Raw genomic sequence first — 26,671 nt, 5'->3', positions numbered from 1 at the left:
ATGAGTTGGTGGAGCTGACCGGCTGGCACCGGGATCATGCCCGGGCGGTGTTGCGGCATGCGCTTGACCCGCCGCGGCTGCGGCCGGTCAGGCCGGGACGTGCCCCGGTGTACGGGGCTGACCTGCAGGACGGGCTCGTGCTGTGCTGGGCGGTGCTGCGGGGCCCGGCGGGGAAGCTGCTGGCGCCGATGCTGCCGGATCTCGTGCCGATGCTGCGGGCCGAGAAGGCCCTGGACATTACCGACGGGCAGGCGGCACTGCTGGCCCGCATGAGCGCGGCGACCATCGACCGGCGGCTGGCGGGCCAGCGGGCGAAGCTGTTACCGCGGGGCCGGTCCCACACCAAGCCCGGGTCGCTGCTGAAGTCCCAGATCCCGATCCGCACCTGGGGCGCAGTGGGACGATGCGGTGCCCGGTTTCGTCGAGATCGATCTGGTCGGGCACGAGGGCTCGAACAGTTCCGGGCAGTTCTGCTTCACCCTCACGGTCACGGACATCGCGACCGGCTGGACCGTGAACCGGTCCGTGCCGAACAAGGCGCAGAAGCACGTCTTCGCGGGACTGCAGCACGTCCTCGCTGTCTTCCCGTTTCCCGTCATCGGCATCGATTCGGATAACGGCAGCGAGTTCATCAACAACGAGCTCTTCGAGTTCTGCGTGCAGCACCGCATCACCTTCACCCGGTCCCGTCCGAGCAACAAGAACGACGGCGCCCACGTGGAGCAGAAGAACTGGTCCCGGGTCCGTGAGCTGGTCGGCTACCTGCGTTATGACACCGCCGCGGAACTGGAGCTGCTCAACGAGATCTGGGAGCTGGACCGGATCTTCACCAACTATCTGTTGCCCCAGCAAAAACTCGTCGCCAAGGTCCGCCGCGGAGCCAAGGTGAGCAAAACACATGACCGGGCAGCGACGCCGCACCGGCGCGCCGCAGCCGACCCGGCCCTGGCACGGATGCCCGTGATCCGGATGAACGCCCAATACAAGAAGATCAGGCCGGCCGCCCTCTCACGGCAGATCCTTGCCCTGACCGGCCGGCTTGAAGCCCTCACCACTGCCAAACAGTCCGCCCCGGTCAAACCCGCCGTGAACGAACGGTGGAACCGCCCCGGCAGCCGGAGGATTTCATCTGAGGCAACGACCCCACGTTCCCGGAGGTATTGACGTGAGGCAACAGGGGGGCCGGGATTGGACAGGGAGGGGCAGGCTCGCTTAGGGGGAGCACTTCCCAGGGCGCGTTTTCCAGAGACGAGCGCCCCTGCTTGCCCCCCGCATTTCCCCGCCGTTCCAGCTTTTGGATGATTGATTTAGGTCTTGACTTTGGCACTGCAGCCGCGGTCGAGGAGCGGGCCGGGCCCCGTCAGCCAGCCCGGAAGTACAGGGATTCTGTACTGTCAGTGCTGCGCTTTGCGCCGCTCCGCCTGCTGGATGGACCAGGCTGCGTTGACCAGCCCCAATGTGGCTGAAGGTTTGCGGAAAGTTCCCCAGTTGCCCACCGTTCGAGGAATCGGTTTCCTCACTGAGGAGACCCACATCGTTGACGTGGCTGCATGCCCGTTCGAATATCCCCCGTGCATGCCCGGGGCGATCTGCGTTGCTCGCCACAAGGGTTGGGCCCTGGCTCTCCCCCGCTGCATCCGACGAGGTAGGCTGCCCCCTTGACTTTCGTCCCGGATGAGGCCACTGTGGGGTCCCGAGGGCAGCGTCCTCGGCCGCAGACCGACCGGGGGGCGACAAGGAAAAGCGCATGGCGACCCCTGCAGCGCAAGCCCGCAGCATTGGCCTGATGCCCGCCGCCGGCACGCCTTTCCCGGGTCGCCGGTGAGCCCGATGCCGCTCTTTCATGGCGCGCCCCACCGAGGAGGCCGGGATGAGCACCGTCGACGAAAGCAAACAAAGTGCAGCCGGCAGTCCGCCGGTGAAGCCCGGGGAATTCAGGCTCGAGGTCATCGTGGTGCCGGTCTCGGACGTCGATCGGGCCAAGCGCTTCTACGAGGGCCTGGGCTGGCGGTTCGACGCCGAAGCGGCCGTGGAGGACGGCTACCGTCTCATGCAGTTCACGCCCCCGGGTTCCGGCTGCTCGATCATCTTCGGCAAGGGGGTCACCTCGGCGCCGCCGGGCTCATCCCAGGGCCTACATCTGGCGGTGTACGACATAGACGCTGCCCGGGCCGACCTGATCGCGCGCGGGGTCGAGGTCAGCGAGACATTCCACGACGCCACGGGCATCTTCCACCACGCCGGAAGCGAGGGACGTGTCGACGGACCGGCCCCCGGACACCCGGACTACGGCTCGTTCGCCTCCTTTAACGACCCGGACGGCAACGGCTGGGTCCTTCAGGAGATCAAGACCCGGCTTCCGGGCCGCTGAAGGGAGAGGCTGATGGCCACGACGTACGAATCCATGGACGATCTTGCCGAAGCCCTCAGGCGGGCCGCGGCAGCACATGGCAAACACGAGGAACTCACGGGCCAAGAGGACCCGGACTGGCCTGACTGGTACGCGCTTTACATGGTGCGCGAGCATGCCGGGGAGGAGTTGCCGACATGAACAGCGACTACGACGTGATTGTGATCGGCGGCGGCTCACCGGGTGAACACTGTGCAGGCGCGCTGGCCGAGGGCGGTCTGCGCGTGGCCGTCGTGGAACGGGAACTAGTCGGCGGCGAGTGCTCGTACTGGGCGTGCATCCCGTCCAAGACGCTGCTGCGGCCCGGTGAGGCTGCCCATGCGGCACGCGAGGCCGCCGCCACTGCCGCAGTCGACGTCGAAGCGGCGCTGGCCTGGCGCGACTTCATGGTTTCGGACTATTCCGATGCAGGGCAGGAGCGCTGGCTGGCCGATCACGGTATCGACCTGCTGCGCGGCACCGGGCGGCTCGCCGGGCCGGGCGTCGTCGAGGTCGACGGCGTGCGGCACACCGCCGCCCAGGTGGTCCTGGCCAATGGCGCCGATCCGGTCGTGCCGCCGATCCCGGGCCTGCGGGGTTTAGAGGGTGTCTGGAGCAGCCGCGAGGCGACCTCAATGAAGGCCGTTCCCCGGCGCTTGCTCATCCTCGGCGGCGGCCCGGTCGGTGTCGAGATGGCCCAGGCCGTGCGCCGATTCGGCGGCGAGGTGGCAGTCATCGACATGTCCGGGCACGTCCTGGCCCGGGAGCCGGCGCCGCTGGGCGAGGCCCTCGGTGAAGTTCTGAGCGGCGAGGGCATCGAACTCGTGCTGTCCGCGGCCGCGACCACGGCGCGGCGCGAGGGCGGGGACTACGTCGTCCAGATCGACGACGGGCGCGAGCTGAGAGGTGACCGGCTGCTCGTCGCCACGGGCAGGCGCCCGCGGATTAGTGGGATCGGCCTGGAGACCGTCGGCGTCGAGCCGGATCCCCGCGGAGTCCCTGTCGATGCACGCCTGCGCGTGGCGGACGGGCTGTGGGCGATCGGTGACGTCACCGGCATCTGGCCGCTGACCCACGTCGGGAAGTATCAGGGCGATGTCGTCGCCGCGAACATCCTCGGTGAGGCGCGGGAGGCAAACTATGAGGCCGTTCCGCGGGTCACTTATACGGACCCGCAGGCCGCGGCGGTGGGCGCCGCCGAGGGCCGCTTCAGCGCCACGGCCCCAGTCTCAGACTTGCCGAAAACCTCCACCTACACGCGTGCCGACGCCGAGAGCAACGGCTTCCTGACCCTCCTCAGCGACGGCGAACGGCTGACAGGTGCGTACGCGCTCGGCCCGGAGGCCGGCGAGTGGCTGCAGCAGGCGACGCTGGCGATCCGGGCCCGTGTCCCCATTGATGTCCTAAGCGACACGATCCAGCCGTTCCCGACCTTCTCGGAAATCTATGTCTCCGCGCTGAAGGCACTGCGCGGGGAGATCGGGGGTGCGCGCAGGCGGGTCGGCGCGGGACCATCCGCGGCGGACTGAGGAAAGCCGATTCGAGGAGCACCGCAGCTGCCGCTTCGCGGGCCGCACACGAGCCGGATTTTGCGGGGCAACCCGTGGTGGTTAGAGCGCTTCCGGCGGAGAGATCGAGACGGGATGAATTGAGCGTGTTGGGATGAGCGATGCCACAGTCACTACTGGACGGGCACCAGATATCGCGGAGGGTGTGATGGGCGAGAAGGGGCCGAGCTGATGGCCGCGACCGATCATCTTCGCGTCAGCGACAACGTCGGAAAGCTGTTGGCGCTCAACGTGGGAATGCCGAAAGACGTTTCTTGGAAGGGTAGGAAAGTCCACACCGGCATCTACAAATACCCGGTGAACGGCCCCCGGTTCGTTCGACGACTCAATGTCGACGGCGACGGCCAAGGGGACCTCGGTGGCCACGGCGGTGAACAGCGCGCGGTGATGGTGTACCAGCAGGGGTCTTATGACCACTGGTCTCAACACCTCAACCGCGACGACCTGGTGCCCGGCAACTTCGGCGAAAACTTCACCGTCGCGGGCCTCGCGGATGATGAGGTCTGCATCGGCGACCGGTACCGGATCGGTGACGCCAAGTTCGAGGTGACACAGCCACGGGTGACGTGCTACCGCGTCGGCCTGCGCCTGGGAGTACCGCAGATGGCTTCGCTCCTCGTCTCTCACCGGCGACCCGGCTTCTACCTGCGGGTGCTCACGGAAGGCACAGTGCAGCCCGGCGACCCGATCGTGAAAGTCGCCGATGGACGCCATCAGCTGACCGTTGAAGCGATCGACGGCCTGCTCTATCTGCCGGACCGATCTCACGAGCTCCTGAAGCTCGCGGTCGGCATTCCGGCGCTGAGCCCCGGCTGGCAGCAGTCCTTCCACGAGCTGCTCGCCGCGGCGGACATGGGCCAGACCGGGCCACAGGGCGAGGCGGGACAGGAACCCGGATGGAACGGGTTCCGGCCCTTTACCGTGACCAAGACCGTCCAGGTGACACCGTCCGTGCGCTCCCTCTATCTGAGCGACAGATCGGGCGCGGCCCTCCCGGCGGCTAAGCCCGGCCAGTACCTGACGCTGCGGCTGCCGGTCGGCGGCACGTCTGCGGTCCGCAGCTACTCGATCTCCGGCCGCCCGGACGACGCCACCTACCGGATCAGCGTGAAGCGGGAGGAGCACGGAACCGTTAGCCCGTACATCCACGACACGGTCGCCGACGGAAGCGTCATCGACGTCGCGGCGCCCCGCGGGGAGTTCGTGCTTGACGACACCGACGAGCCGGTGCTGCTGCTTTCGGCGGGAATCGGGATCACCCCGGTGCTGTCGATGCTGGCCTCACTGGCCTCCACGCAGCCGGATCGGCAGGTGTGGTGGCTCCATGTCGCCAGGGCCGAGGCAGACTACGGCCTTGCCCCCGAGGTTGAGCAGCTGCTCGGCCGGCTGACGAACGCCCACTCCTTCCTCTGGTTCACCCGTTCGGCCCCGCCGCTCGAGGGGCCGGCGCCCGGAACGATGTTCGGCCGACTGGATGCGGACGGCTTGCGGGCGCTCGGCTTCGACGTGGCGTCGAGGGCCTACGTCTGCGGCCCGCCGGTATTCATCGAAGGGATGACCGAGGCGTTGAAGGCCATCGGCATCGCCCCGGGACGCATCCACTCCGAGCTCTTCAGCGCGCTGGCGTCGCTGAATCCCGGTGTCGTGGCGATGACGCCGGTCGCGCCGCACCCGCCGGTGGGAACCGCGGGAACCGGGCCGGCCGTGACCTTCGTCCGAAGCGGTCTCACGGTGAACTGGTCGGACCGGTACGGGTCGCTGCTCGACCTGGCCGAGGCCTGCGACGTGTCGACGCGATGGTCGTGCCGCACTGGCGTGTGCCACACCTGCGTTACCGGACTGCTCAGCGGCGCGGTCGACTACTCGCCCGAGCCGCTGGAGCGACCGGAGGCGTCGCAAACTTTGCTGTGCTGTGCTCAACCGGCCGCCGAAACCGTCTTGGACGCCTGACTCGCGAGGAGTTCGCGTACCGGGGGGCGCGACCTCGTTTCCAGAGCCGGATGTTCGTCAGCAGCGCGTCGTCGGACAGACCGCCCCTCGCGTACGTCAGGTCGAACCGGTTGGCCCCGACCGTCATGCTCCTGGTGATCTTTGCATCTCAGCGATCAGCACGAAAAGGCGGCACAGACGTTCGACGATCGGAGCCGGATCGGTGAGGATGTTCACCCCCAGGTCCCGCTGCCACACCCAGTGCTCGTCGACGACCGCGAGGGCCAGCGCCTGCTTGGAGGGGACGAAGTAACAGAAGCTCCCCTTCGGCAGCCCAGCGGCCGCACAGACCTCGGGTATGCCGATCCTCGCGTACGAGCGCTGCCCGAAAAGCTCGACGGTCCGCTGCCAGGAAGCACTCCGGCGCGTCAGATGTTCGTCCCAGGGTTGCAGTAATACGACCAGTCGGCTATACCTGCATCGGTTAGTAGTTGACCGAACGCTGGTCCGGGCGTCAACAAGACCCCGCTGCACGCGCCGGAGGCATTCGACACCTATGCAGCCCTGCACCCGGTAGGACGGATAGGCGATCGACGACATTGTGCGCGGCGTGCTCTACCTCGAGCGGGCTCCGTTCGTCACGGGAGAGTTCCTCCATGTCGACGGCGGTCAGAACGTCGGAAACTGACGAGATTCGAGAAAGCGACAGTGTGACCATGACCGTTACGACCGAACAGGCTGCTGCATTCATCCGGGTGCTCGACAGCTGGGCCGACGCTGTGCGGCGCCACGAGCCCAAGCGCGTCGCCGCGTACTTCACCGAGGATGCGATCTTCCAGGGTTTCGACAGGACGCCGGTCGTTGGCCGAGCCGGAGTCGCCGCCTATTACGACAAGCAGCCAGGCGGGCTCACCCTGACGTACACGGTGCTGGAGACGCGTGCGTTCTCGGAGGACACGTTCCTCGCGTTCGTCGACGTCGACTTCACGCCGCCGAACGCCGCGGTGATTCCGGTGCATCTGACCGTGGCGCTGGTGCGCTCGGAGGGCGAGTGGCTTATCCGGCACTATCACGTGTCGAAGATCGAGGCGTAGGGTTCACGCGATCGGAGGCGGGAGGAAACGCGATGGAGTTCCTGGTCGACATGAGGACGACGGTCCCGGAGGGCACGTCGGACGAGGCAGTCGCCAATATGCGGAGCAGAGAGGCGGCGAATTCGCGCGCCCTCGCCGCTCAGGGAAACCTCCTGCGGCTGTGGCGCCCTCCCCTCGCAGAGGGCGAATGGCGCACCTGGGGTCTCTTCCAGGCGCGTGACGCCGACGAACTGGAGGAGGTGCTTGCGTCGATGCCGCTACGGGTGTGGCGGCGCGACAGTGTGACGCCGCTGTCGCCACATCCGAACGATCCTGGCGCATAGTTGTCGGCTGCTCCTCACGCTGGGGTGAGCAGTCCGGGGCGGAGTGCGGCTCGGGTCAGCATGCCGTCGGGTACGGTGCGATGCCGGCCGCGACTGCGGCTTCCCGGGAGGCCGCCGCGAGGTCGGCCAGGTGGCGTGCGCATTCAGCCCGCTCGGGTTCGGCGGACGGGTCTGCAGCCGATCCGCCCACCGCATCGACCCCGGGCGCATCCGGGTCCTGGTCTTTCCTCTGGTTCGATCGGCGGCAGCTTCGTGCTCGGGACTGGGCCGATAGTGGAGGCCGCTCTGGCGTCGGACCCCGCATCGCAGTACGGTGGGCGTGCCGTCGCGCACCCGTCGGCGGCTGGTGTGCGATTCGAGCATCCGGATGCCGGAGAACCCGGCGTTCCAGCCCGTTGGCTCCCGTAATAACGTCGACTTCGGCACGGCGGATGCCCCTCTCCGTGTTCGAAGCGACCCGTCAAGACAGGGGAACAAAGTCATGAGCGTCAGCAGGCAGGCGCCGTGCTCATTCCGGGGTTAGTGGTGTTTCTAGCGCTCTCGCCGTTCGCCGGAGCGCTCGTCGCGCGGCTCGGCCCGCCCTGGCTGATGGTGGCCGGAATCCTCGCGGTCGCCGTCGGCTTCTTCCTGCTCTCGGGCGCGCGTCCAGGCGAAAGCTATGTGCAGGCGATTCTGCTTTTGGGGCTCGGAGTCGGCCTGCTGGTGACACGTCTGACAGCCGCTGTGCGCGCGGCCGTCAGCGACGCCGACCTCGGCGAGGCCTCCGCCATCAACAACGGCGGATCCGGAGTCGGGGCCTTGCTCATCACGGCGGTGGTTCCTGTGCTGATCGGGGGATCCGGCGCAAGGGGCCTGACAACAGCCATTCAGGGCGGATTTTCGGCAGCGGTGATCGTGATGGGTCGGATCACGGCGGCTTCGGCGATCGTCACGGCCCCGGTTGTATCCAATGTCCGGCCAGGTGCGATGCCGATTACCGCGGCGCCCAGAATCAATACATGCGCGCTTCCGGTGGCCGATCGTCCCGTTCCGCAGGGAGTGAAATGACCGTGTTCAGCAACGAAGAGATCCGGCGCTCCTCCGGACCGCTCACAGGACAGACTGTCGTCGTGATCGGCGGCAGCAGGGGGATCGGCCGTGCGACTGCCTTCGAGGCCCGCGCGCAGGGGGCCGATGTCATTCTCACCGGCCGCGATCCTAATCACTTGCGACTGGCCGCGCAGGAGGTCGGCGCGCTCAGCACGGCTGCCTTCGACGCCACGGAGCACGAGCGCCTCGAACGGTTCTTCGAGGAGCTCCCCCAACCGATCGACCATGTGCTCGTCACCGCTGGTGGGTCCTACTACGCCCTTTTACCAGATATGGATTTGGCACGCGTCCGCGGCGCGCTCGAAGAGCACCTCCTCCTCACCCTGAAGGTCGCCCGATCGGCCATCGGCACCGTGCGCCCAGGCGGCACGCTGATCTTCATCACCGGCACCGGCGCACGCCGCCCCGGCCCCGGCCTGGCCGTCGCGGGCGTTTTCGCGGCGGCCCTGCCGGCTCTGGTCGCGAATCTCGCCTTGGAGCTGGCGCCCATCCGAGTGAACCTGCTCGCGGCAGGCTTCGTCGACACGCCTCTGTCGGCGTCACTGCTCGGCGACGATCTCGACGCCCGTCGCAGCGAGCTTGGCAGAAGCCTGCCCATCCGGAGGGTCGTGGAGCCGGAGGACGTGGCAGCGCTCGCTGTTCACATCATGACCAACTCGGCACTGACGGGTGCGACCTTCGACGTCGATGGCGGCGAGCAAGTCCTTGGGAGGCAGTGAGGAGGCAGGGTGGGTCCACGACACTTCCCCGTACGGCGACGCTGATCAGTTGCCGTCGAAGACAGCCTCTGGGCTCCACTCCGATGCCGGCTGAGAGTGAAGCCGCCAGTAGGCTTCGGCGATCAGTTCCGGCGCGAACGCTGTTCCATCCGCGATGTCTCCGGCGATGGTGACCCCGGTGACGTGCACGTTCTGCCGGGCCAGCTCGTCGTGCAACAAATGGGTCACCGCGCGCAGGGCGGTCTTTCCCATCGAGAGGGTCGCATGCTCGGGCTGCGGGTCGTGGCTGAGCCAGCTGTTCGTCGTCAGGAACGTGCCGGTGCGGGCCTGTGCCATCGCCGGCGTGAGAACCTGCGCAGCAGTGATGGCGCCGAGCACGTCGACGTTGTACGCGGCCATCAGATACTCGGCGTCCGTGGCGAGGATACTGTCTCTTGCGATCAGGGCAGCGTTGTAGACCACGATTCCGGGGGCGTCGATCTGTGCGACGGCTTGCAGCCGTAGACGGAACGCCTCCTGGTCGGCGGCGTCGGCGAGCACGGTGGCGATGTTGGCGCCCGAAGCGCGCAATTCATCGGCGATAGCGGCAAGGGACTCCTCGTGGCGCGCGACGAGCGTGATTCGAAACCCTTCTCTGGCATAGCGACGGGCCACAGCGGCCCCGAGGCCCGGTCCGGCTCCGATGATCAGGACGTGCTTCGGGTCGATTGCGGCCGCATTACTCGTCCCTCCGGTCGGAATCATGCCCTTTCGATCTGCCGGCCCGGCATCGGCTCTGCGATTGCTATCCGCCATGCGGGGGCGCCAAAGGTGTCGGCGAAGTACTGCGTCTCATGCACTACCTTCTCTTGAACGAATTGCATGACGGACACCGAGTATGTTGGCACGCCGTCATACGTGATGATGCACTCGCTCACCCAGAGATTCCCGCTTCCGGCGATCCGCAGTACCGTGAAATGCCTCTCGGCAGGGTGTCCACCACGTTGCGCCGCAATTGTCGTTCGACCACGGAAGCGTTCACCCGACTGGGGATAGTCGAGGATCGCGTCGTCGGAATAGATAGCGTGTTCGGCTTCGCTATCCCCGCTTTCCGATGTGCGCCAGTGTGCCTCGAGTGCCGCCCTGGTCGGATCCATCGTGTTGTCCTTTCCGTGGGTGATCTCCGTCGATTCAGGTCGCCGTCCGGCGGTCTGCTTGTGGTCCAGTTTGAGTGCTGGCAGTTCCTCTCGCAATCCACTTTCAGCCCGAACTGGTCGATCTGAGAGGTCGCGTGCGCGGCCAATGCGGCCGGGGTGCGCATGCCGAGAGTACTTTGGGGCCGGCGAGTGTCTCACGCTCACTCCCCGACCGCCACTGCCGGATGTCGGATCTAACCATCGTCGGGCAGCGAACTCCGACCTTCGATGCCGATGGCGCCCAGCACCTCCTTGCGGAGTGATGAGGACGGGGGGGTCCTACGCACGACTGAGCGGGATGAGGCTCGATTCCGGCTCAGCGGCTTCTCGGCCGGGCGAGGCAAGGTCGGCGATGGACGCACGCGCGTTCAAAACTCTCGGTGTGAGGCCACGGAGATAGTCTGGCCCGAACGCTCAATGAGGCGGCCGGCAGCGAAGCGCGAGAAAAAGACCTGAAAGCGAACAAGAGGTCGTGCAACGCAAAACTCGTGGCCGAATGAACTTGTTTCAGCAGAAGCATGTCACCACCACAACCCCACGACATGAATAGGTACAGGACCGACCACGGCCACCAGGCCACCCCAGAAAGGAGACCCGGATGAACCCACATCCCAGCAGGCGGAGAGCCCACCAGTCAGGACTCTGAACCCGCCACCCACATAACTCCATAGGCCACCGCGGCGTCAGGCACCAACCGCGGCAAGCGTCAGAGGGACCCAATCAGGGTCAATGTACACACACTAAAGCAAAAACCCCTCTGACGAGGGGGAATGCTGTGCCCGAGGTGGGACTCGAACTGCATTCCCTCCCCTGCAAACAAACACTAGACTCCCGCGGAAACATGCGGAATCCGGCCCAATCCGGGACTGGTACGGCCCGATCCGAAGCCGAAATTGTGTACTTTGTACACACCCCAAAGCGGCCAGCTCCAAGCTTCGCAGCCGCCAGCAGCCCCCCCCCCCAATCGAAGGGGCGCGGGACTTGTACTCGACTCTCCATCACAAGGTCACCTCCCTTCAAGCCGTTCATGATCCCGTCGGCGCAACACTGCACGACTGGGCGGCGCCCCTTCAGACGCTGATCGCGGACTAACCGAGCCACACGAAACAACGGAACCCCGGCGGCGGGGGCGGTGGTGGTTGCCGGAGTCCCGGGGTGCGGGGGCGAGCCCGGGCCTGCCTTGCTCAGCCGTGTGAATGACAGAGCTATTTGGTGGTGCTATTTGGCGCGTGCCTGGTGCAGGCCCGCATAATCAAGCGATCCCGTCCACGTTGGTCCAAGTACCAGTCCGCCTGATTTCAACAGTGGGTCGGTGAGTGCGGTCACCAGCCGAAGCGGTGCCCGGAGCGTGGGTTATGGTTGCTGCCCGCGTGACAGCTGTCGCTCGGAGGTTTTCATGTGAGGCAACAAGGGGGCAAATCGCTCGACACCGGGATCACGGTGATGAACGCCGTTTTCAGCGTGATCTTCCTTGCAGACTTCATCTACCGGGTCGTCACCGCGCCATCGCCGGGCGGCTATGACTTCAAGCACTTCGGCTGGGCCGACATCTTGGCCAGCTTGCCTTTCGAACAATGTAACCCTCCTTGCCGCTGGCCTGCCTGTCCGCGCCCCGGCCGCCCACAGGCGGAGATTGGTATGCGAAACGTCCCAATAGCTCTGAAATAGGTATTTCCCCTAACTAATCCGCCCTCCTAAGCTGGTCGGAGTACGGCATATCGCCTGCTTCGAGCTGCCCGGGAGCTTCTTATGGAGACGCGCCACCTCAAGTACTTCATTGCAGTGGCCGAGGAACGTCACTTCGGCCGCGCAGCCCAGCGGCTGCACATGGCCCAGCCGCCGTTGTCCCAACAGATCCGGCAGCTGGAGGAACAGCTCGGCACACCCTTGCTGCTGCGCACTACGCGCAAGGTGGATCTCACCCCAGCCGGACAGGTCCTGTTGGATCGAGGACGGCTGCTGATGCAGGAACTGGAAGCTCTGGAGGAGGACGTCCGGCAGGTCGGCGCAGGTGCCACTGGCGTCCTCCGCGTCGGCTTCACCGGAACAGCCACCTACCGGCTGATGCCCAGCATCGTCCAGGCCGCCCGACGCACTTTTCCCGGGCTCCGCATCACCGTTCAGGGCGAAATGCTGACGCCGCAGATGGAGTCCGCACTCGAGGACGGAAGGCTCGACGTCGCCGTCCTCCGACCCCCAGTCCGCTCCGGAACTGTGGCCCTCAAACTGCTCGAACAGGATCAGCTGGTCGCGGCCCTCCCGGCGGATTCGCCGCTGGCGGAAAAGGGCACCCTGGAACTGGCGGAGCTCGCCGGCCAGGACTTCGTCGGTTATCCGAGCTACTCCGCGGTCAGCAGCATCGTCGTGGATGCCTGCCGCAAAGCCGGGTTCCAGCCGCGGCTCGTCCAGGAGGCCAGGGAAACCTCCACCCTGCTCTCGCTCGTCGCGGCGGGGATGGGGATCGCCCTAGTGCCGATGACTTCCCGGATGTTTTCCTTTCAGGGTGTCGTCTTCCGTCCGTTGCATAACCCGCCGCCGGTCGACCTCGCCGTTGCCTGGATCCGCGACGCTGAGACACCCCTGCTGCGCAGCTTCCTGCAGCTCTTCGATTTACCTCCCACATCGGGCCCTGGCCAGCAACAGCCCCCGCTTCGCCCCGCGGAGTCGCCGGCCCAGTCCCTGCCACAGTCACAACCCGCATCCGCAACAAAGGAACCACCCCGTGAAAATTGACCGCATTGAGGCCATTCCCTACGCCATTCCTTACGCGCGGCCGCTGAAGTTCGCCAGCGGCGAGGTGACTTCCGCGGAACACGTGCTGGTCCGGATCTACACGGACACCGGCATCTGCGGTATCGCGGACACCCCGCCGCGGCCCTACACCTACGGCGAAACCCAGGATTCGATCGTCTCGGTGGTGACCAAGGTCTTTGCCCCGCAACTCATCGGGCTGGACCCGCTGGACCGCTCCAAGGTCCAGCAGCTGCTCCGGCGCACGGTCAACAACCCCACGGCCAAGGGGGCCCTGGACATCGCCCTCTGGGATGTCATCGGGATCTCGCTGGGCACCCCGGTGCACAAACTGCTGGGCGGCTTCACCGACAGCATGCGGGTCTCGCACATGTTGGGCTTCAAGCCCGCCGCCGAGCTTCTGGAAGAAGCGCTGCGGTTCCGTGAAAAGTACGGCATCAACACCTTCAAGCTCAAGACCGGGCGGCGGCCCCTCTCCCTCGACGTCGAGGCCTGCCATGTTTTGCGGGAGGGCCTTGGCGAGGACGCCGAGATCTACCTCGACGCCAACCGTGGCTGGACGGCGAACGAGGCCATGGAGGTCCTGCGCAGGACCGAGGGCCTGGGCCTTTCCATGCTGGAGGAGCCGTGCGATGCCGGCGAGGCGATGGGCCGGCGCCGGCTGGTGCAGAGCTCGAGCATCCCGATCGTGGGCGACGAAAGCGTCCCCACCCTGGGCGATGTCTCCCGCGAATTGCTTTCCGGCGGCAGCACCGCGATCTGCATTAAGACTGCGCGCAGCGGTTTCACCGAAGCCCAGCAGATCCTCGGCCTCTGCGTGGGCCTCGGCGTGGACGTCACGATGGGCAACCAGATCGACACCCAGATCGGCAGCCTCGCCACGGTCACCTTTGGTGCGGCGTTCGAGGCCAGCTCCCGGCGGGCCGGGGAGCTCTCCAACTACCTGGACATGACGGACGACCTGCTCGCGGAGCCGCTCGAAATCAACGACGGCGCCATCCGGGTCCGCGAGGTCCCCGGCGTCGGCGCGGCCATCGACGCCGACAAGCTGCAGAAATACCGACAGGACTAGGCCGGCCCGGCCCCGCATCCTGCCCTCAGAACGCCCGCATACCGCTCCCCACCCCGCAAGGAGAACCACATGCTGTACCTGGTCCGCATGGACGTCAATATTCCGCTGGACACGCCCAAGGAACACGCCGACGCCATCAAGGCGGAAGAGCGGGAGTATTCCCAGCAGCTGCAGCGCGACGGACGCTGGGCGCATTTGTGGCGGGTCGTGGGCGAATACTCCAACTACTCGGTGTTCGACGTCGCGGACAACGACGAGTTGCACACCCTGCTCTCCGGACTGCCGCTCTTCCCCTACATGGACATCAAGGTGACGCCGCTGGCCATGCACCCGTCCGCTGTGAAATAGCCCGGCCCCTCGCTCGAACATTCATATCCAAAAGCTTTCAATGGGCCGGAAATAGGTATTTCCCCTCGATCAATTACGGGCCTACCGTTGAATCAACACCGGTTGTGATGTGCGGCACGGCACTGAGCGAAATTTGCCAGTCCGAAACCGCCGACCGTTTTTACCATCGTTCTTTTTTGACAAGGGAGTCACCATGACAATGGAAACCGAAGCCACAGCAGCTTCCTCGGGCGCAGGGGCAACCGCCCGCTTCCGGGAGAACAAGCACCTCGCCGCCGGCACCAGCCAGGAGCGGGTCAGCACGCTTGCCGGCCGCGTCATCAAGGCGATCAACGACACCGTCCTGGACGAGAAGGTCACCTACGACGAATACAACGCTTTCAAGGCCTGGCTCATCCAGGTCGGCGAGGACGGGGAGTGGCCGCTGTTCCTGGACGTATGGGTGGAGCACTCCGTCGAGGAGGTCGCCAATTCCAGCCGCCACGGTTCCAAGGGCAGCATCGAGGGACCGTACTACATCCCGAACGCCCCCACGCTCAACACCCCGGCCACCCTGCCGATGCGCGACGACGAACCAGGCACGCCGCTGCTGTTCCAGGGCCAGGTCACGAACGTCGCCGGCCAGCCGCTCGCCGGAGCACTGATCGAACTGTGGCACGCCGATGACCTCGGTTTCTACTCCCAGTTCGCCCCCGGGCTGCCCGAATGGAACCTCCGCGGCTCCATCATCGCCGACGCTCAGGGCAACTTCCAGATCAACACCATGCAGCCTGCGCCGTACCAGATCCCCACCGACGGTGCCTGCGGTGCCCTCATCGCCGCGGCCGGCTGGCACGCCTGGCGGCCGGCCCACCTGCACCTGAAGGTTTCGGCCCCGAAGCACGAGCTCATCACCACCCAGCTCTACTTCGAAGGCGACGAGCACGTCGCCGACGACATCGCCTCGGCCGTGAAGCCCGAACTCGTCCTGGCCCCCACCGAGCGCGCCGACGGCAAGGGCCGCGAAGTCACCTATAACTTCGTGCTCGATCCCCGGGGCTAAGCCCCCCTTTTCGGCGCCGGGGCCCGAACCGCCCGGCCCCGGGCCCAACCCCAATATCATCCCCACCACCCGCCGTAATGCCGCGTGCCCAAAACGAAGTGGCCGCAGCCGCCCGGCCCCCGGATCAGTCGGGTCAGAACATCACACGAAAGTGAGTTACCGGTGACTACACTCGCCTATAACGTCCAGGACGTTATCGACAACACGCCCATGGGAATCAAACGATGGTCCATCGTCGTCCTCTGTTTCGTGATCGCACTGCTGGACGGATTCGACACCCAGTCGATTGCATTCATCGGACCGGCAATCGCCGAAGACTTCGGCCTGCAGGCCACTGACATGACCTGGGTGATCACCGCCAGCACCGTTGGCATGTGCGTGGGCGCAATGTCCCTTGGCACCTTCGGGGACAGGATCGGTCGGAAGAAGACCATCCTGCTCGCACTGGCCCTTTTTGGTGTGTTCTCCCTTGCCGGTGCTTTTGCTCAATCCCTGGAGCAGATAGTCATTCTGCGCTTCCTCATTGGCCTCGGCATGGGCGGGGCCACCCCGGCGCTGCTGGCACTGACCGCCGAGTACAGTCCCAAATCGCGCCGCGGCACGTTCATGACATTGGTGTTGCTTGGCCTGCCCGGTGGCGCGCTACTCGGTGGGCTTATGGCGGCGGCATGGCTGCCAGTGATGGGCTGGCGTGGCATCTTCCTAGCCGGCGGCGTGCTGCCACTTGCCATGGTTTTGGTCTGCAGCAAGATTCTCTCCGAATCGCCGATCTTCCTGGCGGCCAAGGGCACCTCCGCAGCCGACGCACAGGCGCGTCAGATCATGGCCTCAATTTCCGGGAGCCCAGTCAGCCCGGACGCCGTGCTCGCAACCAACGACAAAATGCAGGAGCGCAGCTCCGTCGCCGCACTTTTCTCCGCTAAGTACCGGATGGTCACCATCGCGGTCTTCGCCACCTACCTGCTCAATTGGATCGCGTGGTTCCTGCTGCTGCTCTGGATGCCAACCGCGCTCAAGATGTTGGGGCTGGCCGGCTCGCAGGCCGCGATGGGAACCGTGACCGTCAACGGCGCCTTTATCCTCTTCGCCATCCCTCTGTCCATCATCCTGCCCAAGGTCAACCCCAGAAAATTGCTGCTGGTCATGTTTGCGGCGGGGATCGTCATCGCGCTGGGCCTGGGCCTGGCCGGCTCCAACTTTGCGCTGGTCTTCGTGCTTATCGGGCTGGCCGGCTTCGGCATTGGCGGCCAGCAGTTGGCCCTGAACTACCTGATCGCCAACGCCTACCCCACTCAACTTCGTGCCACGGCTACCGGCTGGGGCATCGGAATTGGCCGCCTCGGTTCCATCGTGGGCTCCGCCCTCGGCGGGCTCATTCTCACGGGACTGGGCGTCTCCGGCTACTTCATGGCACTCGCGGTACCCCTGGTTCTGGCCGGATTGGCCACCCTGATGGTGCGAAGCTCGACAGTTAAAGCCGAGATTGCTTCGACGGAGCCGGCGCCACGGGAACGTGAATCCATCAGCTGACGCGGGGGCACCTACGCAGATATCGAACTGGCCTCAACGGCTGAAAAATCCCAATAAGAGAGGACGCACAGCAATGCGTTTTACCGACAAGGTTGTTGTGGTGACCGGCGCTGCCCAAGGGATTGGTGCCGTCGTCGCCCGTAAGATTGCGGCCGAGGGAGGCACCCTAGTGCTGGCGGACCGGTCCGAGCTGGTCATTGAAGTGTGTGCTGAGCTGACGGCCAGTGATGCACCCGCACGATACTTCCTCTGCGATCTGGAAACTTATGCGGGCGCCGTGAAGCTGATGGCCTACGCCGTGGCAGAGTTCGGACGCATCGACATCCTGATCAACAATGTCGGCGGTACGATCTGGACCAAGCCCTACGAGCACTACGAGGAGGACGAGATCGAGGCCGAAGTGCGGCGCTCCCTCTTCCCCACGCTGTGGTGCTGCCGCGCAGTGCTGCCGCACATGGTCGAACGGACGGCCGGGGTCATCGTGAACGTCTCCTCGATAGCCACCCGAAGCATCAATCGCGTTCCATACGCGTCGTCCAAGGGTGGGGTCAACGCTCTGACCGCGTCGCTGGCGTTCGAAGCCGCTCCGAAGGGTATCCGGGTAGTGGCCACCGCGCCCGGCGGCACCGAAGCTCCGCCGCGGAAGGTCCCGCGCAACCCGAACGCGCAGTCCGCCCAGGAAGAGACGTGGTACCAGCAGATCGTGGAACAGACCACCGAAAGCACCCTCTTCAAGCGGTACGGCACGCTGGAAGAGCAGGCAGCTCCGATCTTGTTCATGGCCTCTGACGACGCCAGCTACATCACTGGCGCGGTGCTGCCGGTGGGCGGCGGGGACCTTGGGTAATTCAGCGCGGCCTGAACAACAGCAGAAAGGAGAAGTCGATGACTCAGGAAGTCATGGGATGCATTGAAGAACGAGAATTGCGCCACGCCTTTGGCACGTTCGCCACCGGTGTCACGGTGGTCACCACCCGGACGGACGACGGCGTTCCGCACGGCGCCACCGTCAGCGCCTTCACCGCGGTATCCCTCGACCCGCCGCTTGCCCAGGTCACACTGACCCGGTCCTCGCGCGGCTCCCGGTATCTGGAAGCTGCGCCCTTCGCTATCAACATCCTGTCGGTAGAACAAAAGGATGTGGCCCTGCACTTCGCTGGCAAAGTCCTTGACGCGGAACCGGAATGGACGCTGGACGGCAACGTCCCGGTGCTGACGGGGAACGCCGCGACGCTTAAGTGCCGGCCGTGGAATATCTACGACGGCGGCGACCACATCATCGTCGTCGGCGAGGTCATCACACTGGACGTCACCAAGCGGGAACCCCTCGTGTTGTTCGGCGGCGAGTTCCACAATCCAGGAGGACGGATCGAGGGTGCCCGGCGGGATAACTCCGGCGATGCTCCCGAATCGGACTGGTTCGCCGGCTCCAGCTCCTTCAGGCCGCTTCACGACCGGACACCTGTCTAATCTGACCGGCCCTGCAGGGCGCAGCGATCTACATGTCGGGCTATGCGACTCAGTCTCCCGAGTAAATGACCTCGGCCAAACTCAGGCTCGCCACGGCCTCCCTGGGCAAGCCCGGAACCAAAGTCGGCGATCTCTGCACCGAACTCGGCATCACCCGCCAGACCCTGTACCGGCACGTATCACCGACGGGCGAGGTCCGCCCGGATGGCAAAAGTTGCTGGCGAAGAACTAGGCCGGCAGCGGCCGAACAATACCGATTCATGCACCATCCGGATGGAAAGGACAACACATCTTGGACTCGCGCGTATCCACTGGAATACTATGGGGGTCCGGGCGATGGCTCGGGTCTGCGAACTGGCGGGACCGAGTGGCGGCGTAAGCCTCCCTTCCGAGTCGCCACTGTGGAAGGAAAGTTGTGTCACCTGGTTCTGAAACGATGCGGCACGACGGGGATTCGATCTACGCCCAGCTGCGCTCTGAAATCCTGGCCGGTGCAATTGCTCCGGCCACTCCCTTGCGGGAAGTTACCTTGGGGGAACGCTTCGGTGTCTCCCGCACGCCGGTGCGCGAGGCTCTTCGCCGCCTCCAGCACGACCGTCTTCTGGATCGCGGCGCCCGTGGACTGCAGGTCCATCAGGCAACACCCCAGGAAGTCATACAGGTCTATGACGTGCGGATTCTTTTGGAACAGGAGGCGGCCGGGCAGGCGGCCCTGTCCCACGACATCACTGACATTATGCAGCTCGAAGGCCTGGTGGAACGTGACCGCGCACTTTCGGAGCCGGATGACAACACCCGGGCGTCGACGAACCTGGAGTTCCACGCAGCCGTCTGGGCGGCTGCGCACAATCCCGTCCTCCAGGATCTCCTGCAGCGGCTGTCCACCCACCTGATCCGCACGCCGCACTCGACTCTGTCTGTGGGAGAGCGTTGGGACGAGGCCCTGGCCGAGCATTCGAAGCTGGTCGCGGCCATCACCGCCGGCGACGAAACTGGTGCGCGGAACACCGCACGCGAACACATGGAGACAGCCCGTCGGATCAGGCTCGACCTGCTGCGGAAATCGGCCTCCCACTAAGATCACCGCCAGGCTCTCCGGCTAGCTCTCCGGGCCCCGATGCGCCAGCTTTTCTGCCTTCTCCCGGGCATCAGCCCGGTGCTGCCACCCTTGCGCCCACCGCTGCCATTGGTAACTGCCGCGGCGGTGGGCGAGACCTCCACACCCATCCAAGACTCGTAATGACTTGCCGTGATTGCGGTCACCATGCCACACTGTACTTCACTGTATACAGTCGTATTCCATCAAAGGAGATAGATCATGACAGCCATCACGGAGACGGACACCGTCGTTGAGTTCCGCGGAGTCGGCAAGCGCTTTGGCAGCATGCAGGCCCTGACCGGCATTGATTTGTCGGTGCGCCGTGGCGAGGTGGTCGTCATCCTGGGCCCGTCAGGGTCGGGCAAATCGACGCTGTGCCGGTGCATCAACCGGCTCGAAGCGATCGACGAGGGCCACATTCTCATCGACGGCCACGAACAGCCGGTGGAGGGCAGGGATCTGTACAAGTTCCGTACCGAGGTGGGGATGGTCTTTCAGTCCTTCAACCTCTTCTCCCACAAGACCATCCTGGAGAACATCACCCTCGCCCCACGGAAAATTCTCGGCCTGGCCAAACAGGCGGCAGAGACGCGGGCCCACGAACTGCTCGCCATGGTCGGCATCGCCGACAAGGCACACAGCAGGCCTGCCCAGCTCTCCGGAGGCCAGAAGCAGCGCGCGGCCATCGCCCGCGCACTGGCCATGGATCCCAAGGTCCTGCTCTTTGATGAACCGACGTCGGCGCTCGATCCGGAATCCACCCGCGAGGTTCTGGCGACCATGCGGAGCCTCGCGCAGAGCGGCACGACGATGATCGTCGTGACCCACGAGATGTCGTTCGCGCGGGCCTTCGCGGACCGGATCGTGTTCATGGCCTCCGGCGCCATCGTGGAAATTGCCGACCCTGAAACGTTTTTCACCTCCCCTTCCTCGGACCGGGCCAAAGCCTTCCTCTCCTCGGTCCATTAACAGCACCTGTGCAACGACGCACCCACCCTAAGGAGTCACCATGAAACGCGAGCACTTCCTGCCGGCCCTGGCCATCGCCGGCGCATTGGTCCTGGGCACCACAGCCTGCGGCGGCAGCACCCCGGCCGCCGAGACCCAACCGGCCCGGAGCTTCCCGGCCAACAGCACGATGGACAAGATCCAGAAACGCGGCAAAGTGATCGTCGGGGTCAAATTCGACCAGCCGCTCTTTGGCGTGAAGAATCCGGTCACCGGCAAGATGGAAGGCCTGGACATTGAGATGGCCAGAATCCTGGCCAAGGACCTCACCGGCAGTGCAGAGAATGTCGAGTTCGTTGAGGCGGTCACCAAAAACCGTGAGGCGTTCCTGCAGCAGAACAAGGTCGACGCCGTGATCGCCTCCTACGCAGTGACGGACGAACGGAAGAAAGTCGTCAGTTTCGCCGGACCCTACCTTGAGAGCAACGTGGCCCTGCTGGTACGCAAGGACGACAGCTCAGTGAACAAACCCGAGGACCTCCAGGGAAAGACCGTGTGTTCCACCACCGGCGCCCGCGCGGCCCAGCTCATCGGTGCGGCCGTGCCCGCGGCCAACGTGGTCCTGTTCAGCACCTACAGTGAATGCGCGCAGGCACTGAAGGATAAGAGGGTCGACGCGGTGACCACGACCGAGGCAATCCTGCTCGGTGTCCAGTCCCAGAATCCGGATGCCTACCGCATCGCGGACGGCCATTTGGCCGATGCCGAGGAATTTGCCATCGGCGTGGCCAAGGACGATGCAGCATTTCATGACTACCTCGATCAGCTCCTGACCAAGGCCATCGCGGACGGGGACTGGAAGAAGGCCTACGACGCCACGATCGGCCAGGTCAAGCCCGGCGATGTTACCCCGCCCAAAGTAACGCTGTAGGGATCCGCTGATGTCATTCCTTCTCAATCACCTCGGCGATTTTGGCCAGGGCGTGATGGTGACTCTGGGACTCGTTCTCCTGGGGGCCGCCGGTTCGGTGCTCCTGGGGACACTGCTCGCCGCACTGCGGACGAGCCCCATCAGGACGGCCCGGGGTGTTTCCTCGGCCTACGTGCTGATTTTCCGGAACGTGCCGCTTCCCGTGCAGATGGTGCTGTTTGTCTTCGGACTGCCGGTCCTGGGCATCCAGTACTCGCTCTACGCCTCGGCCGCCATCGTCCTGGTGCTCTACACCGCGCCGTTCGTAGCCGAAACCCTGCGCGCGGGCCTGAACACCGTGGACCGCGGCGAGCTGGAAGCCGGACGCGCCCTGGGCTTCGGGCCGATGGCCTCACTGAATCACATCGTCCTCCCGCAGGCCTTCGCCACGGTGACCAGACCGCTTGGCAACGTCTTCATCACCATGGTCAAGAACACCTCGGTCGCTGCCCTGGTGGGGGTATCCGAACTGACGTTCCTTTCGGACAAGATCGCGGTGGATGAGGCACAACCGTTCATTATCTTCGGCGGGGCCGCCCTCTGCTACCTCGCCATCGGGCTGGTCATCGGCCGGCTCGTATCCGCAGTCGATCAGAAGGTGGCGTTCAGCCGATGAGTACCGTATCGCTTTTTGACCCGGCCGGTCCGCGCGCCAAACGCCGCCACCTGCTCCTGGAAATCCTCACCGCCCTCATCGTGATCGCCGGCGCCTATCTGGTCTTCCGCGTCCTCTACGACAAAGGCGAGCTGAGCGCCGCGGCGTGGGCCCCGTTCGCCGAGCCCGGACTCTGGGCGCTTCTCGGCCAGGGGCTGTGGAACAACATTGCGGCCGCAGCCGTCGGCATGGTGCTGTCCATGATCACCGGATGCCTCCTGGCCTTCGGACTCGTCTCCACACACGCACCTCTGCGCCGGACCTGCCGGGTCTACACGGACGTCTTCAGCAGCATCCCCCTGCTCCTACTGCTCTACTTCACGTCCCTGGTGCTGCCCAACTACGGCCTCAAACTCGGGGACTTCTGGTTCCTGGTCATCGCGCTGACCCTGTACAGCGGGGCCGTCATCGGTGACCTGCTGCGCTCCGGGATCCTCGCGCTGCCGCCCGGTCAGGCCGAGGCCTCCCTCGCACTGGGTTTCTCCCACGTAGGGACGCTGCGCCTGGTCCTGCTCCCGCAGGCCCTGCGGTCCATGAGTCCTGCCCTCGTGAGCCAGCTCATCATCCTCTTCAAGGGAACAGCACTGGCCTTTGTGCTCGGCGGCTACATGGAACTCCTGAGGTCCGCCACCGTCATCGGCCAGTACTACACCCGGTCCCTGCTGCAGGCCCAGTTTGTTGCCGCCCTGGGATTCCTGGTCGTCAACATCGCCCTCGGCGCCCTCGCCGTGGCCCTAGAGCGCCGCCAAAACCGCCTCGCCGCCCATGAACCGCTCCCCGTGACAGCGGCAGAGCCAGCCCCCGTACCGGCCCGCTAACACCCCCGGACGCGCTCCTATCCCCAAATCACCCCTATCTCGCTGTGTATACAGTCGAATACTTAAGAATTCAACATGAAGGAGACAGAAAACAATGGCTGATCAGAACGAACCTGCAGCGGGAAACCTCACCAAGGCCGACGTGATCGTCGTCGGCGGCGGAAATGCCGGATTCACGGCGGCCCACGCCGCTGCCGTCCGCGGACGAAAAGTCATCCTGCTCGAAAAGGGCACCAAAGACATGGCCGGCGGCAACAGCTTCTACACCGCCGGCGCCACACGCATCGTCCACAACGGCCTGGATGACCTCCAAGGGCTCGTGGAACCGGACGAACGGCACAGCCGGACCGTCGTTCCGCCCTACAGCGCTGAGGAATACGCGTCTGACCTGGAAAAGGTCACCGAAGGCCGCAACGACCCGGCACTGACGGAAGTCCTCATTGCCGAGAGCCAGTCCACCCTTCGGTGGCTCAACAGCCTGGGCCTGAAGTACCGCCTGATGTACGAGCGTCAGGCCTTCGAGCGTGCCGACGGGTCCTACCTCTTCTGGGGCGGCCTGCACGTGGGAAACGTGGGCGGCGGCGAAGGCCTGATCGAAGACCACACCCGGGTCGCTGCAGAGCTGGGCATCGAAGTCAGGTACGGCCACGCGGCCCAAAGCCTCATCGTTGAGAACGGCCGTGTAGCCGGCGTCGTCGTCAACACCGCTGGAGGGGAGCTGCGCCTGAGGGCAGAATCCGTGATCCTCGCCGCCGGAGGCTTCGAGGCGGACCCGAAGCGGCGGCGGGAGTACTTGGGCGAAGGCTGGGAAAACGCCAAGGTACGCGGCACTCCCTACAACACCGGCGACATGATCGCCGCAGCGTTGGAGATCGGCGCCACCAAGGGCGGAGACTGGGGCAGCTGCCACAGCGTCCAGTGGGATGCCTTTACCGCCACTAACGAAAGCAACCGCGAACTCACCAACCGCCTCACCCGGCAAAGCTACCCGTTTGGAATCATCGTCAACACCGACGGCAAGCGTTTCCTGGACGAGGGTGCCGACTTCCGGAACTACACGTACGCCAAGTACGGCAAGGAAATCCTCAAGCAGCCCGGCTCGGTTGCGTACCAGATCTTCGACGCCGGCCTTCGGCCCATGCTGCGCAGCGAAGAATACGAGATGCCCGGCATCTCTGTCGAGGTCGCCGACACCCTCGAGGACCTGGCCGTCAAAATCGGCATAGACCCGGAAAGCTTGTCCAAAACAGTGACGGACTTCAACAGCTCGATCGAGCGCTCCACCCCGTTCGACCCCAACGTTAAGGATGGCCGGAAGGCCGCAACCGAACCGGTCAAGAGCAACTGGGCCGCCCCGATCGAAACCGGACCCTTCTACGCCTACGGCGTCACCTGCGGAATCACGTTCACCTTCGGTGGCATCAAGTCCGACACCCACGGCCGCGTCCTGGACGCAGACGGCAAGCACATCGAAGGCCTGTTCGTGGCAGGTGAAATGCTCGGCGGACTATTCAGCGTCAACTACCCGGGGGGCACCGGACTTGCTGCCGGGTGCGTCTTTGGGCGGCGGGCGGGCGTCCTGGCGTAGGGCACGGATCCACTGCACTTCTCCTCAAAAACCCGGGCGGGCCACCGCCGGCTTCACTCGCTCCGACGCTCGTCGCAGTGACCGGGACTGAGGGAGAGCCGGCTCTTGACGGCGAAACCTCCCCCGGGAGATTTGCCCTGATGTTCGCGAGCAAAACGGGTCTCCCGAGCGGACCATCACCACCGACTGCCGGCCCATTGTCCGGCACAGATGGGCGCTCTTCCCGCACTCCATCGCAACAGGCAGCCCGATAGTCGGGCGTGGGAAGAGAGCCCATAAGGAGGAGGCAGGGTGGCGGAAACGCCGCCCTGCGACCTCCCCCGACGCTCAAACGATGCCGGCACCGCAGTCGCCCCAACCCAAGGACAACCCATGACGCCCCGATCGTCCGGATCTCATACAGAAAACCGGAAACCCGCCCCCGTTGCCAACTGGTCCAAGCTCTCACGGGCCGACTACGTGCAAATCCACCAACACGGGGAAGTCATCGCTACCGGGCGCATCGACATGCTGGCAGCTGACGGCAGCGTGCTTTGGCTCCATCTCGCGGGCGGCAACGAACGCGCCATCTTTCTCCAGAGTGACGGGCTAAGAATCTACCGAAGCCACCGCAGCGCAGCCAACTGACGGAACAGCTTCATCCCAGGACCGTGCTGGTGCTGCACCGCGCGGCCCGACAACAGCTGAACCGGATCATGGAACCGGGCCACCAGACATTCGGCTAACGTCACGATGACCAGTTCAGAGTGCAGAGGACTTCTGACATTCCGTGCCTCGACTGCTGAAAATGACAACTTTCGAAGCCCATGGCTGAAAGACCACGCTGTCTCAGTAATTGATCGTTATTGAGAACGGTGGGACCACCCCTTTGGCTCCTTATGCGCGCTATCGTGTGGCATGAGCTGTGGAGTTGGTCGCTCTGTGGCGGCGTTTTTTGGTCGGTCCGTGTCGCAACAGTGCCCGTAAGGCGAGCACCTATTCCCAATACATCGCAGCCGCACGTGAGCAGAGGCGCATCTCATGACCGCCGACACGAAACGCCGAGGCTAGTCGACGCACCGGATCGCGTCGCAGACGTTCACGGCTGGGCGTGACGCTCCAACGCGTCCAGAGTCGTCTCGGGCGATGTGTTGAAGCAGAAGGTGATTCCGGGCGATTCCGCATTGCACACGTTGATGATCCGTTCGAAGAGCTCGGTGTACTCCGGGATCATCCTGATGCCGCCCCCGATCATCACGAGGCCGAAACGATCACGACCGAACGCCGAGCGAATCTCTGCTTCGGCCTCGTCCGGGGAGGTGCCGATCAGGCAGTTGACGGCGTCGAAGCCGGCGGCCGTAGTGGCCCCGAACCCCGCTTCGATCCGTTCGGTCATCGTGGCCTCGTCGAGGCCAGGAGGCAGCTTGCTATAGTCGAGGGCTCGCGCGAGGATGCCGATCATGAGGATTCGAGTCATGGGCCTCATTGTGGCATGCACCCGAAACACTTGGCTGCGGGCCCGCTGGATCCTTGCTCGACCCGCCCCGCCCCAGATGAGCTGTTCCTGTAGTGCAGAGGACTCGTGACGTTCCGTGCAGACGACTTCGGAAAATGACATTGGTGGGCCGGCTCCAGGTTTGCAAACCGCCCGTTAGACGATCCCCCACCGCGACACCGTCCGCCCGCACTGGCGCTGCGAGAAATCAGATACAGATACTGGAAACTTGGATTCGCGCATGCCCCGCCCGCAAAACTGTCCCGCTCAGGTTGGACAATCGCGACAGTTGCACCCCTGCCCGCGCAGATCATCGGGCTACGCCCGGATCTCCACCAACGAACAGGACCTGACAGCGCCACGCTTTGGCTGGGTGTCCCCAGGGGGCCCGATCTATTTCGACAATGGCTGACCGACAGGAAAAAGAAACGGCCAGGACCAAGCGAAAGCCGTGGCGGCTGTTCGAGCCGGCGTCACCAAACGCGATAGGTTGGCCCGGCTCCTGCCCGCTGCTCGAGAACATTGCCGAGGACACAACGAAAATTTCCCAGGAGTTCTGGCTGCCGACAGGGATGACCATAGAGTTTTTGATCCCGAAGTCGCAGCAGGTCATGCAGTTC

The 26,671-nt window shown here is 64.9% G+C and carries 30 protein-coding genes; 25 read left to right on the top strand and 5 right to left on the bottom strand.

The genetic code is table 11. The features are described 5' to 3' along the window. Positions 1-408 precede the first annotated feature (408 nt). Complete coding sequence (locus AC1DGD_RS21405) at positions 409-1,164, top strand: integrase catalytic domain-containing protein (RefSeq protein ID WP_476858175.1); 756 nt, start codon at positions 409-411, stop codon at positions 1,162-1,164. A gap of 48 nt (positions 1,165-1,212) precedes the next feature. Here the strand turns inward: AC1DGD_RS21405 and AC1DGD_RS21400 are convergent, their stop codons facing one another. After that, positions 1,213-1,749 carry a glycoside hydrolase family 15 protein gene (locus AC1DGD_RS21400; RefSeq protein WP_476858174.1) on the bottom strand — a complete coding sequence of 179 codons (537 nt, stop codon included), beginning with the start codon at positions 1,747-1,749 and terminating at the stop codon, positions 1,213-1,215. A gap of 121 nt (positions 1,750-1,870) precedes the next feature. On the opposite strand from AC1DGD_RS21400, the gene AC1DGD_RS21395 reads away from it, so the two are divergent. The 4 genes from AC1DGD_RS21395 (at position 1,871) to AC1DGD_RS21380 (ending at position 5,907) form a co-directional block, all read left to right on the top strand. After that, the gene (locus AC1DGD_RS21395) at positions 1,871-2,371 is read left to right on the top strand and encodes a VOC family protein (RefSeq protein ID WP_476858173.1); all 501 of its coding nucleotides are present in this window, start codon (positions 1,871-1,873) and stop codon (positions 2,369-2,371) included. 12 nt (positions 2,372-2,383) lie between these two features. Then, positions 2,384-2,551, top strand: a complete 168-nt coding sequence (locus AC1DGD_RS21390) for a hypothetical protein (protein ID WP_476858172.1) — start codon at positions 2,384-2,386, stop codon at positions 2,549-2,551. After that, positions 2,548-3,918, top strand: a complete 1,371-nt coding sequence (locus AC1DGD_RS21385) for a dihydrolipoyl dehydrogenase family protein (protein ID WP_476858171.1) — start codon at positions 2,548-2,550, stop codon at positions 3,916-3,918. Before AC1DGD_RS21390 ends, AC1DGD_RS21385 begins: the two co-directional genes overlap by 4 nt. Before the next feature lie 210 nt (positions 3,919-4,128). Then, positions 4,129-5,907, top strand: a complete 1,779-nt coding sequence (locus AC1DGD_RS21380) for an MOSC domain-containing protein (RefSeq protein ID WP_476858170.1) — start codon at positions 4,129-4,131, stop codon at positions 5,905-5,907. Positions 5,908-6,030: 123 nt separating this feature from the next. Here the strand turns inward: AC1DGD_RS21380 and AC1DGD_RS21375 are convergent, their stop codons facing one another. After that, the gene (locus AC1DGD_RS21375; protein ID WP_476858169.1) at positions 6,031-6,486 is read right to left on the bottom strand and encodes a TetR/AcrR family transcriptional regulator; all 456 of its coding nucleotides are present in this window, start codon (positions 6,484-6,486) and stop codon (positions 6,031-6,033) included. A gap of 116 nt (positions 6,487-6,602) precedes the next feature. Between AC1DGD_RS21375 and AC1DGD_RS21370 the strand changes: the two genes are divergently transcribed. The 4 genes from AC1DGD_RS21370 to AC1DGD_RS21355 all read left to right on the top strand — a co-directional run bounded on the left by AC1DGD_RS21370 (position 6,603) and on the right by AC1DGD_RS21355 (position 9,111). Next, entirely contained in the window at positions 6,603-6,980 is a 378-nt protein-coding gene (locus tag AC1DGD_RS21370) for a YybH family protein (protein WP_476858168.1), read from the top strand. Between the two features lie 32 nt (positions 6,981-7,012). Beyond that, positions 7,013-7,303 carry a muconolactone Delta-isomerase family protein gene (locus AC1DGD_RS21365; RefSeq protein WP_476858167.1) on the top strand — a complete coding sequence of 97 codons (291 nt, stop codon included), beginning with the start codon at positions 7,013-7,015 and terminating at the stop codon, positions 7,301-7,303. A gap of 504 nt (positions 7,304-7,807) precedes the next feature. Then, positions 7,808-8,350 carry an MFS transporter gene (locus AC1DGD_RS21360; protein WP_476858166.1) on the top strand — a complete coding sequence of 181 codons (543 nt, stop codon included), beginning with the start codon at positions 7,808-7,810 and terminating at the stop codon, positions 8,348-8,350. After that, entirely contained in the window at positions 8,347-9,111 is a 765-nt protein-coding gene (locus AC1DGD_RS21355; RefSeq protein ID WP_476858165.1) for an SDR family oxidoreductase, read from the top strand. Before AC1DGD_RS21360 ends, AC1DGD_RS21355 begins: the two co-directional genes overlap by 4 nt. A 45-nt stretch (positions 9,112-9,156) precedes the next feature. Here AC1DGD_RS21355 and AC1DGD_RS21350 read toward each other — a convergent pair whose 3' ends face one another. Continuing rightward, positions 9,157-9,855, bottom strand: coding sequence for an SDR family NAD(P)-dependent oxidoreductase (locus AC1DGD_RS21350; protein ID WP_476858164.1), 699 nt, complete (start codon positions 9,853-9,855; stop codon positions 9,157-9,159). Then, complete coding sequence (locus AC1DGD_RS21345) at positions 9,852-10,343, bottom strand: nuclear transport factor 2 family protein (RefSeq protein WP_476858163.1); 492 nt, start codon at positions 10,341-10,343, stop codon at positions 9,852-9,854. Before AC1DGD_RS21345 ends, AC1DGD_RS21350 begins: the two co-directional genes overlap by 4 nt. A 1,341-nt stretch (positions 10,344-11,684) precedes the next feature. On the opposite strand from AC1DGD_RS21345, the gene AC1DGD_RS21340 reads away from it, so the two are divergent. The 15 genes from AC1DGD_RS21340 to AC1DGD_RS21270 all read left to right on the top strand — a co-directional run bounded on the left by AC1DGD_RS21340 (position 11,685) and on the right by AC1DGD_RS21270 (position 25,204). Next, positions 11,685-11,954, top strand: a complete 270-nt coding sequence (locus AC1DGD_RS21340; RefSeq protein WP_476858162.1) for a hypothetical protein — start codon at positions 11,685-11,687, stop codon at positions 11,952-11,954. A gap of 81 nt (positions 11,955-12,035) precedes the next feature. Beyond that, positions 12,036-13,019, top strand: a complete 984-nt coding sequence (locus AC1DGD_RS21335) for a LysR substrate-binding domain-containing protein (RefSeq protein ID WP_476858161.1) — start codon at positions 12,036-12,038, stop codon at positions 13,017-13,019. Further along, entirely contained in the window at positions 13,009-14,109 is a 1,101-nt protein-coding gene (locus tag AC1DGD_RS21330) for a mandelate racemase/muconate lactonizing enzyme family protein (RefSeq protein ID WP_476858160.1), read from the top strand. Before AC1DGD_RS21335 ends, AC1DGD_RS21330 begins: the two co-directional genes overlap by 11 nt. A 69-nt stretch (positions 14,110-14,178) precedes the next feature. Further along, positions 14,179-14,457 (top strand): muconolactone Delta-isomerase, encoded by a 279-nt coding sequence (catC, locus tag AC1DGD_RS21325; RefSeq protein ID WP_476858159.1) that lies wholly within the window; start codon positions 14,179-14,181, stop codon positions 14,455-14,457. Positions 14,458-14,650: 193 nt separating this feature from the next. Next, positions 14,651-15,499, top strand: coding sequence for a catechol 1,2-dioxygenase (catA, locus tag AC1DGD_RS21320; protein ID WP_476850855.1), 849 nt, complete (start codon positions 14,651-14,653; stop codon positions 15,497-15,499). Between the two features lie 84 nt (positions 15,500-15,583). Beyond that, entirely contained in the window at positions 15,584-17,029 is a 1,446-nt protein-coding gene (locus AC1DGD_RS21315) for an MFS transporter (RefSeq protein ID WP_476858158.1), read from the top strand. 73 nt (positions 17,030-17,102) lie between these two features. Then, complete coding sequence (locus tag AC1DGD_RS21310) at positions 17,103-17,876, top strand: 1,6-dihydroxycyclohexa-2,4-diene-1-carboxylate dehydrogenase (protein ID WP_476858157.1); 774 nt, start codon at positions 17,103-17,105, stop codon at positions 17,874-17,876. Positions 17,877-17,914: 38 nt separating this feature from the next. Beyond that, entirely contained in the window at positions 17,915-18,499 is a 585-nt protein-coding gene (locus AC1DGD_RS21305) for a flavin reductase family protein (protein ID WP_476850857.1), read from the top strand. A 415-nt stretch (positions 18,500-18,914) separates the two neighbouring features. Next, positions 18,915-19,577, top strand: coding sequence for a GntR family transcriptional regulator (locus tag AC1DGD_RS21300; protein WP_476850858.1), 663 nt, complete (start codon positions 18,915-18,917; stop codon positions 19,575-19,577). 240 nt (positions 19,578-19,817) lie between these two features. Continuing rightward, entirely contained in the window at positions 19,818-20,567 is a 750-nt protein-coding gene (locus tag AC1DGD_RS21295; RefSeq protein ID WP_476850859.1) for an amino acid ABC transporter ATP-binding protein, read from the top strand. A gap of 40 nt (positions 20,568-20,607) precedes the next feature. Continuing rightward, the gene (locus AC1DGD_RS21290) at positions 20,608-21,477 is read left to right on the top strand and encodes a glutamate ABC transporter substrate-binding protein (protein WP_476850860.1); all 870 of its coding nucleotides are present in this window, start codon (positions 20,608-20,610) and stop codon (positions 21,475-21,477) included. 10 nt (positions 21,478-21,487) lie between these two features. Next, a complete protein-coding gene (locus tag AC1DGD_RS21285) occupies positions 21,488-22,132 on the top strand; it encodes an amino acid ABC transporter permease (RefSeq protein ID WP_476850861.1) in 645 nt (214 codons plus the stop codon). Then, on the top strand, positions 22,129-22,989 hold the full coding sequence (locus AC1DGD_RS21280) for an amino acid ABC transporter permease (protein WP_476858156.1): 861 nt from the start codon (positions 22,129-22,131) through the stop codon (positions 22,987-22,989). The genes AC1DGD_RS21285 and AC1DGD_RS21280 overlap by 4 nt, the downstream gene beginning before the upstream one ends. A gap of 94 nt (positions 22,990-23,083) precedes the next feature. After that, a complete protein-coding gene (gene tcuA, locus AC1DGD_RS21275; RefSeq protein WP_476858155.1) occupies positions 23,084-24,577 on the top strand; it encodes an FAD-dependent tricarballylate dehydrogenase TcuA in 1,494 nt (497 codons plus the stop codon). A 372-nt stretch (positions 24,578-24,949) separates the two neighbouring features. After that, a complete protein-coding gene (locus AC1DGD_RS21270; protein ID WP_476858154.1) occupies positions 24,950-25,204 on the top strand; it encodes a hypothetical protein in 255 nt (84 codons plus the stop codon). Positions 25,205-25,655: 451 nt separating this feature from the next. Here AC1DGD_RS21270 and AC1DGD_RS21265 read toward each other — a convergent pair whose 3' ends face one another. Beyond that, positions 25,656-26,033, bottom strand: coding sequence for a hypothetical protein (locus AC1DGD_RS21265; protein WP_476858153.1), 378 nt, complete (start codon positions 26,031-26,033; stop codon positions 25,656-25,658). 422 nt (positions 26,034-26,455) lie between these two features. Between AC1DGD_RS21265 and AC1DGD_RS21260 the strand changes: the two genes are divergently transcribed. Further along, a partial coding sequence (locus AC1DGD_RS21260; RefSeq protein ID WP_476858152.1) for a hypothetical protein occupies positions 26,456-26,671 on the top strand: 216 nt, incomplete at its 3' end.

This window comes from Arthrobacter sp. 05T45, assembly GCF_056395875.1.
The sequence above is the reverse complement of the archived record's forward strand: the minus strand, read 5'-3'. Positions and strand labels throughout refer to the sequence as shown.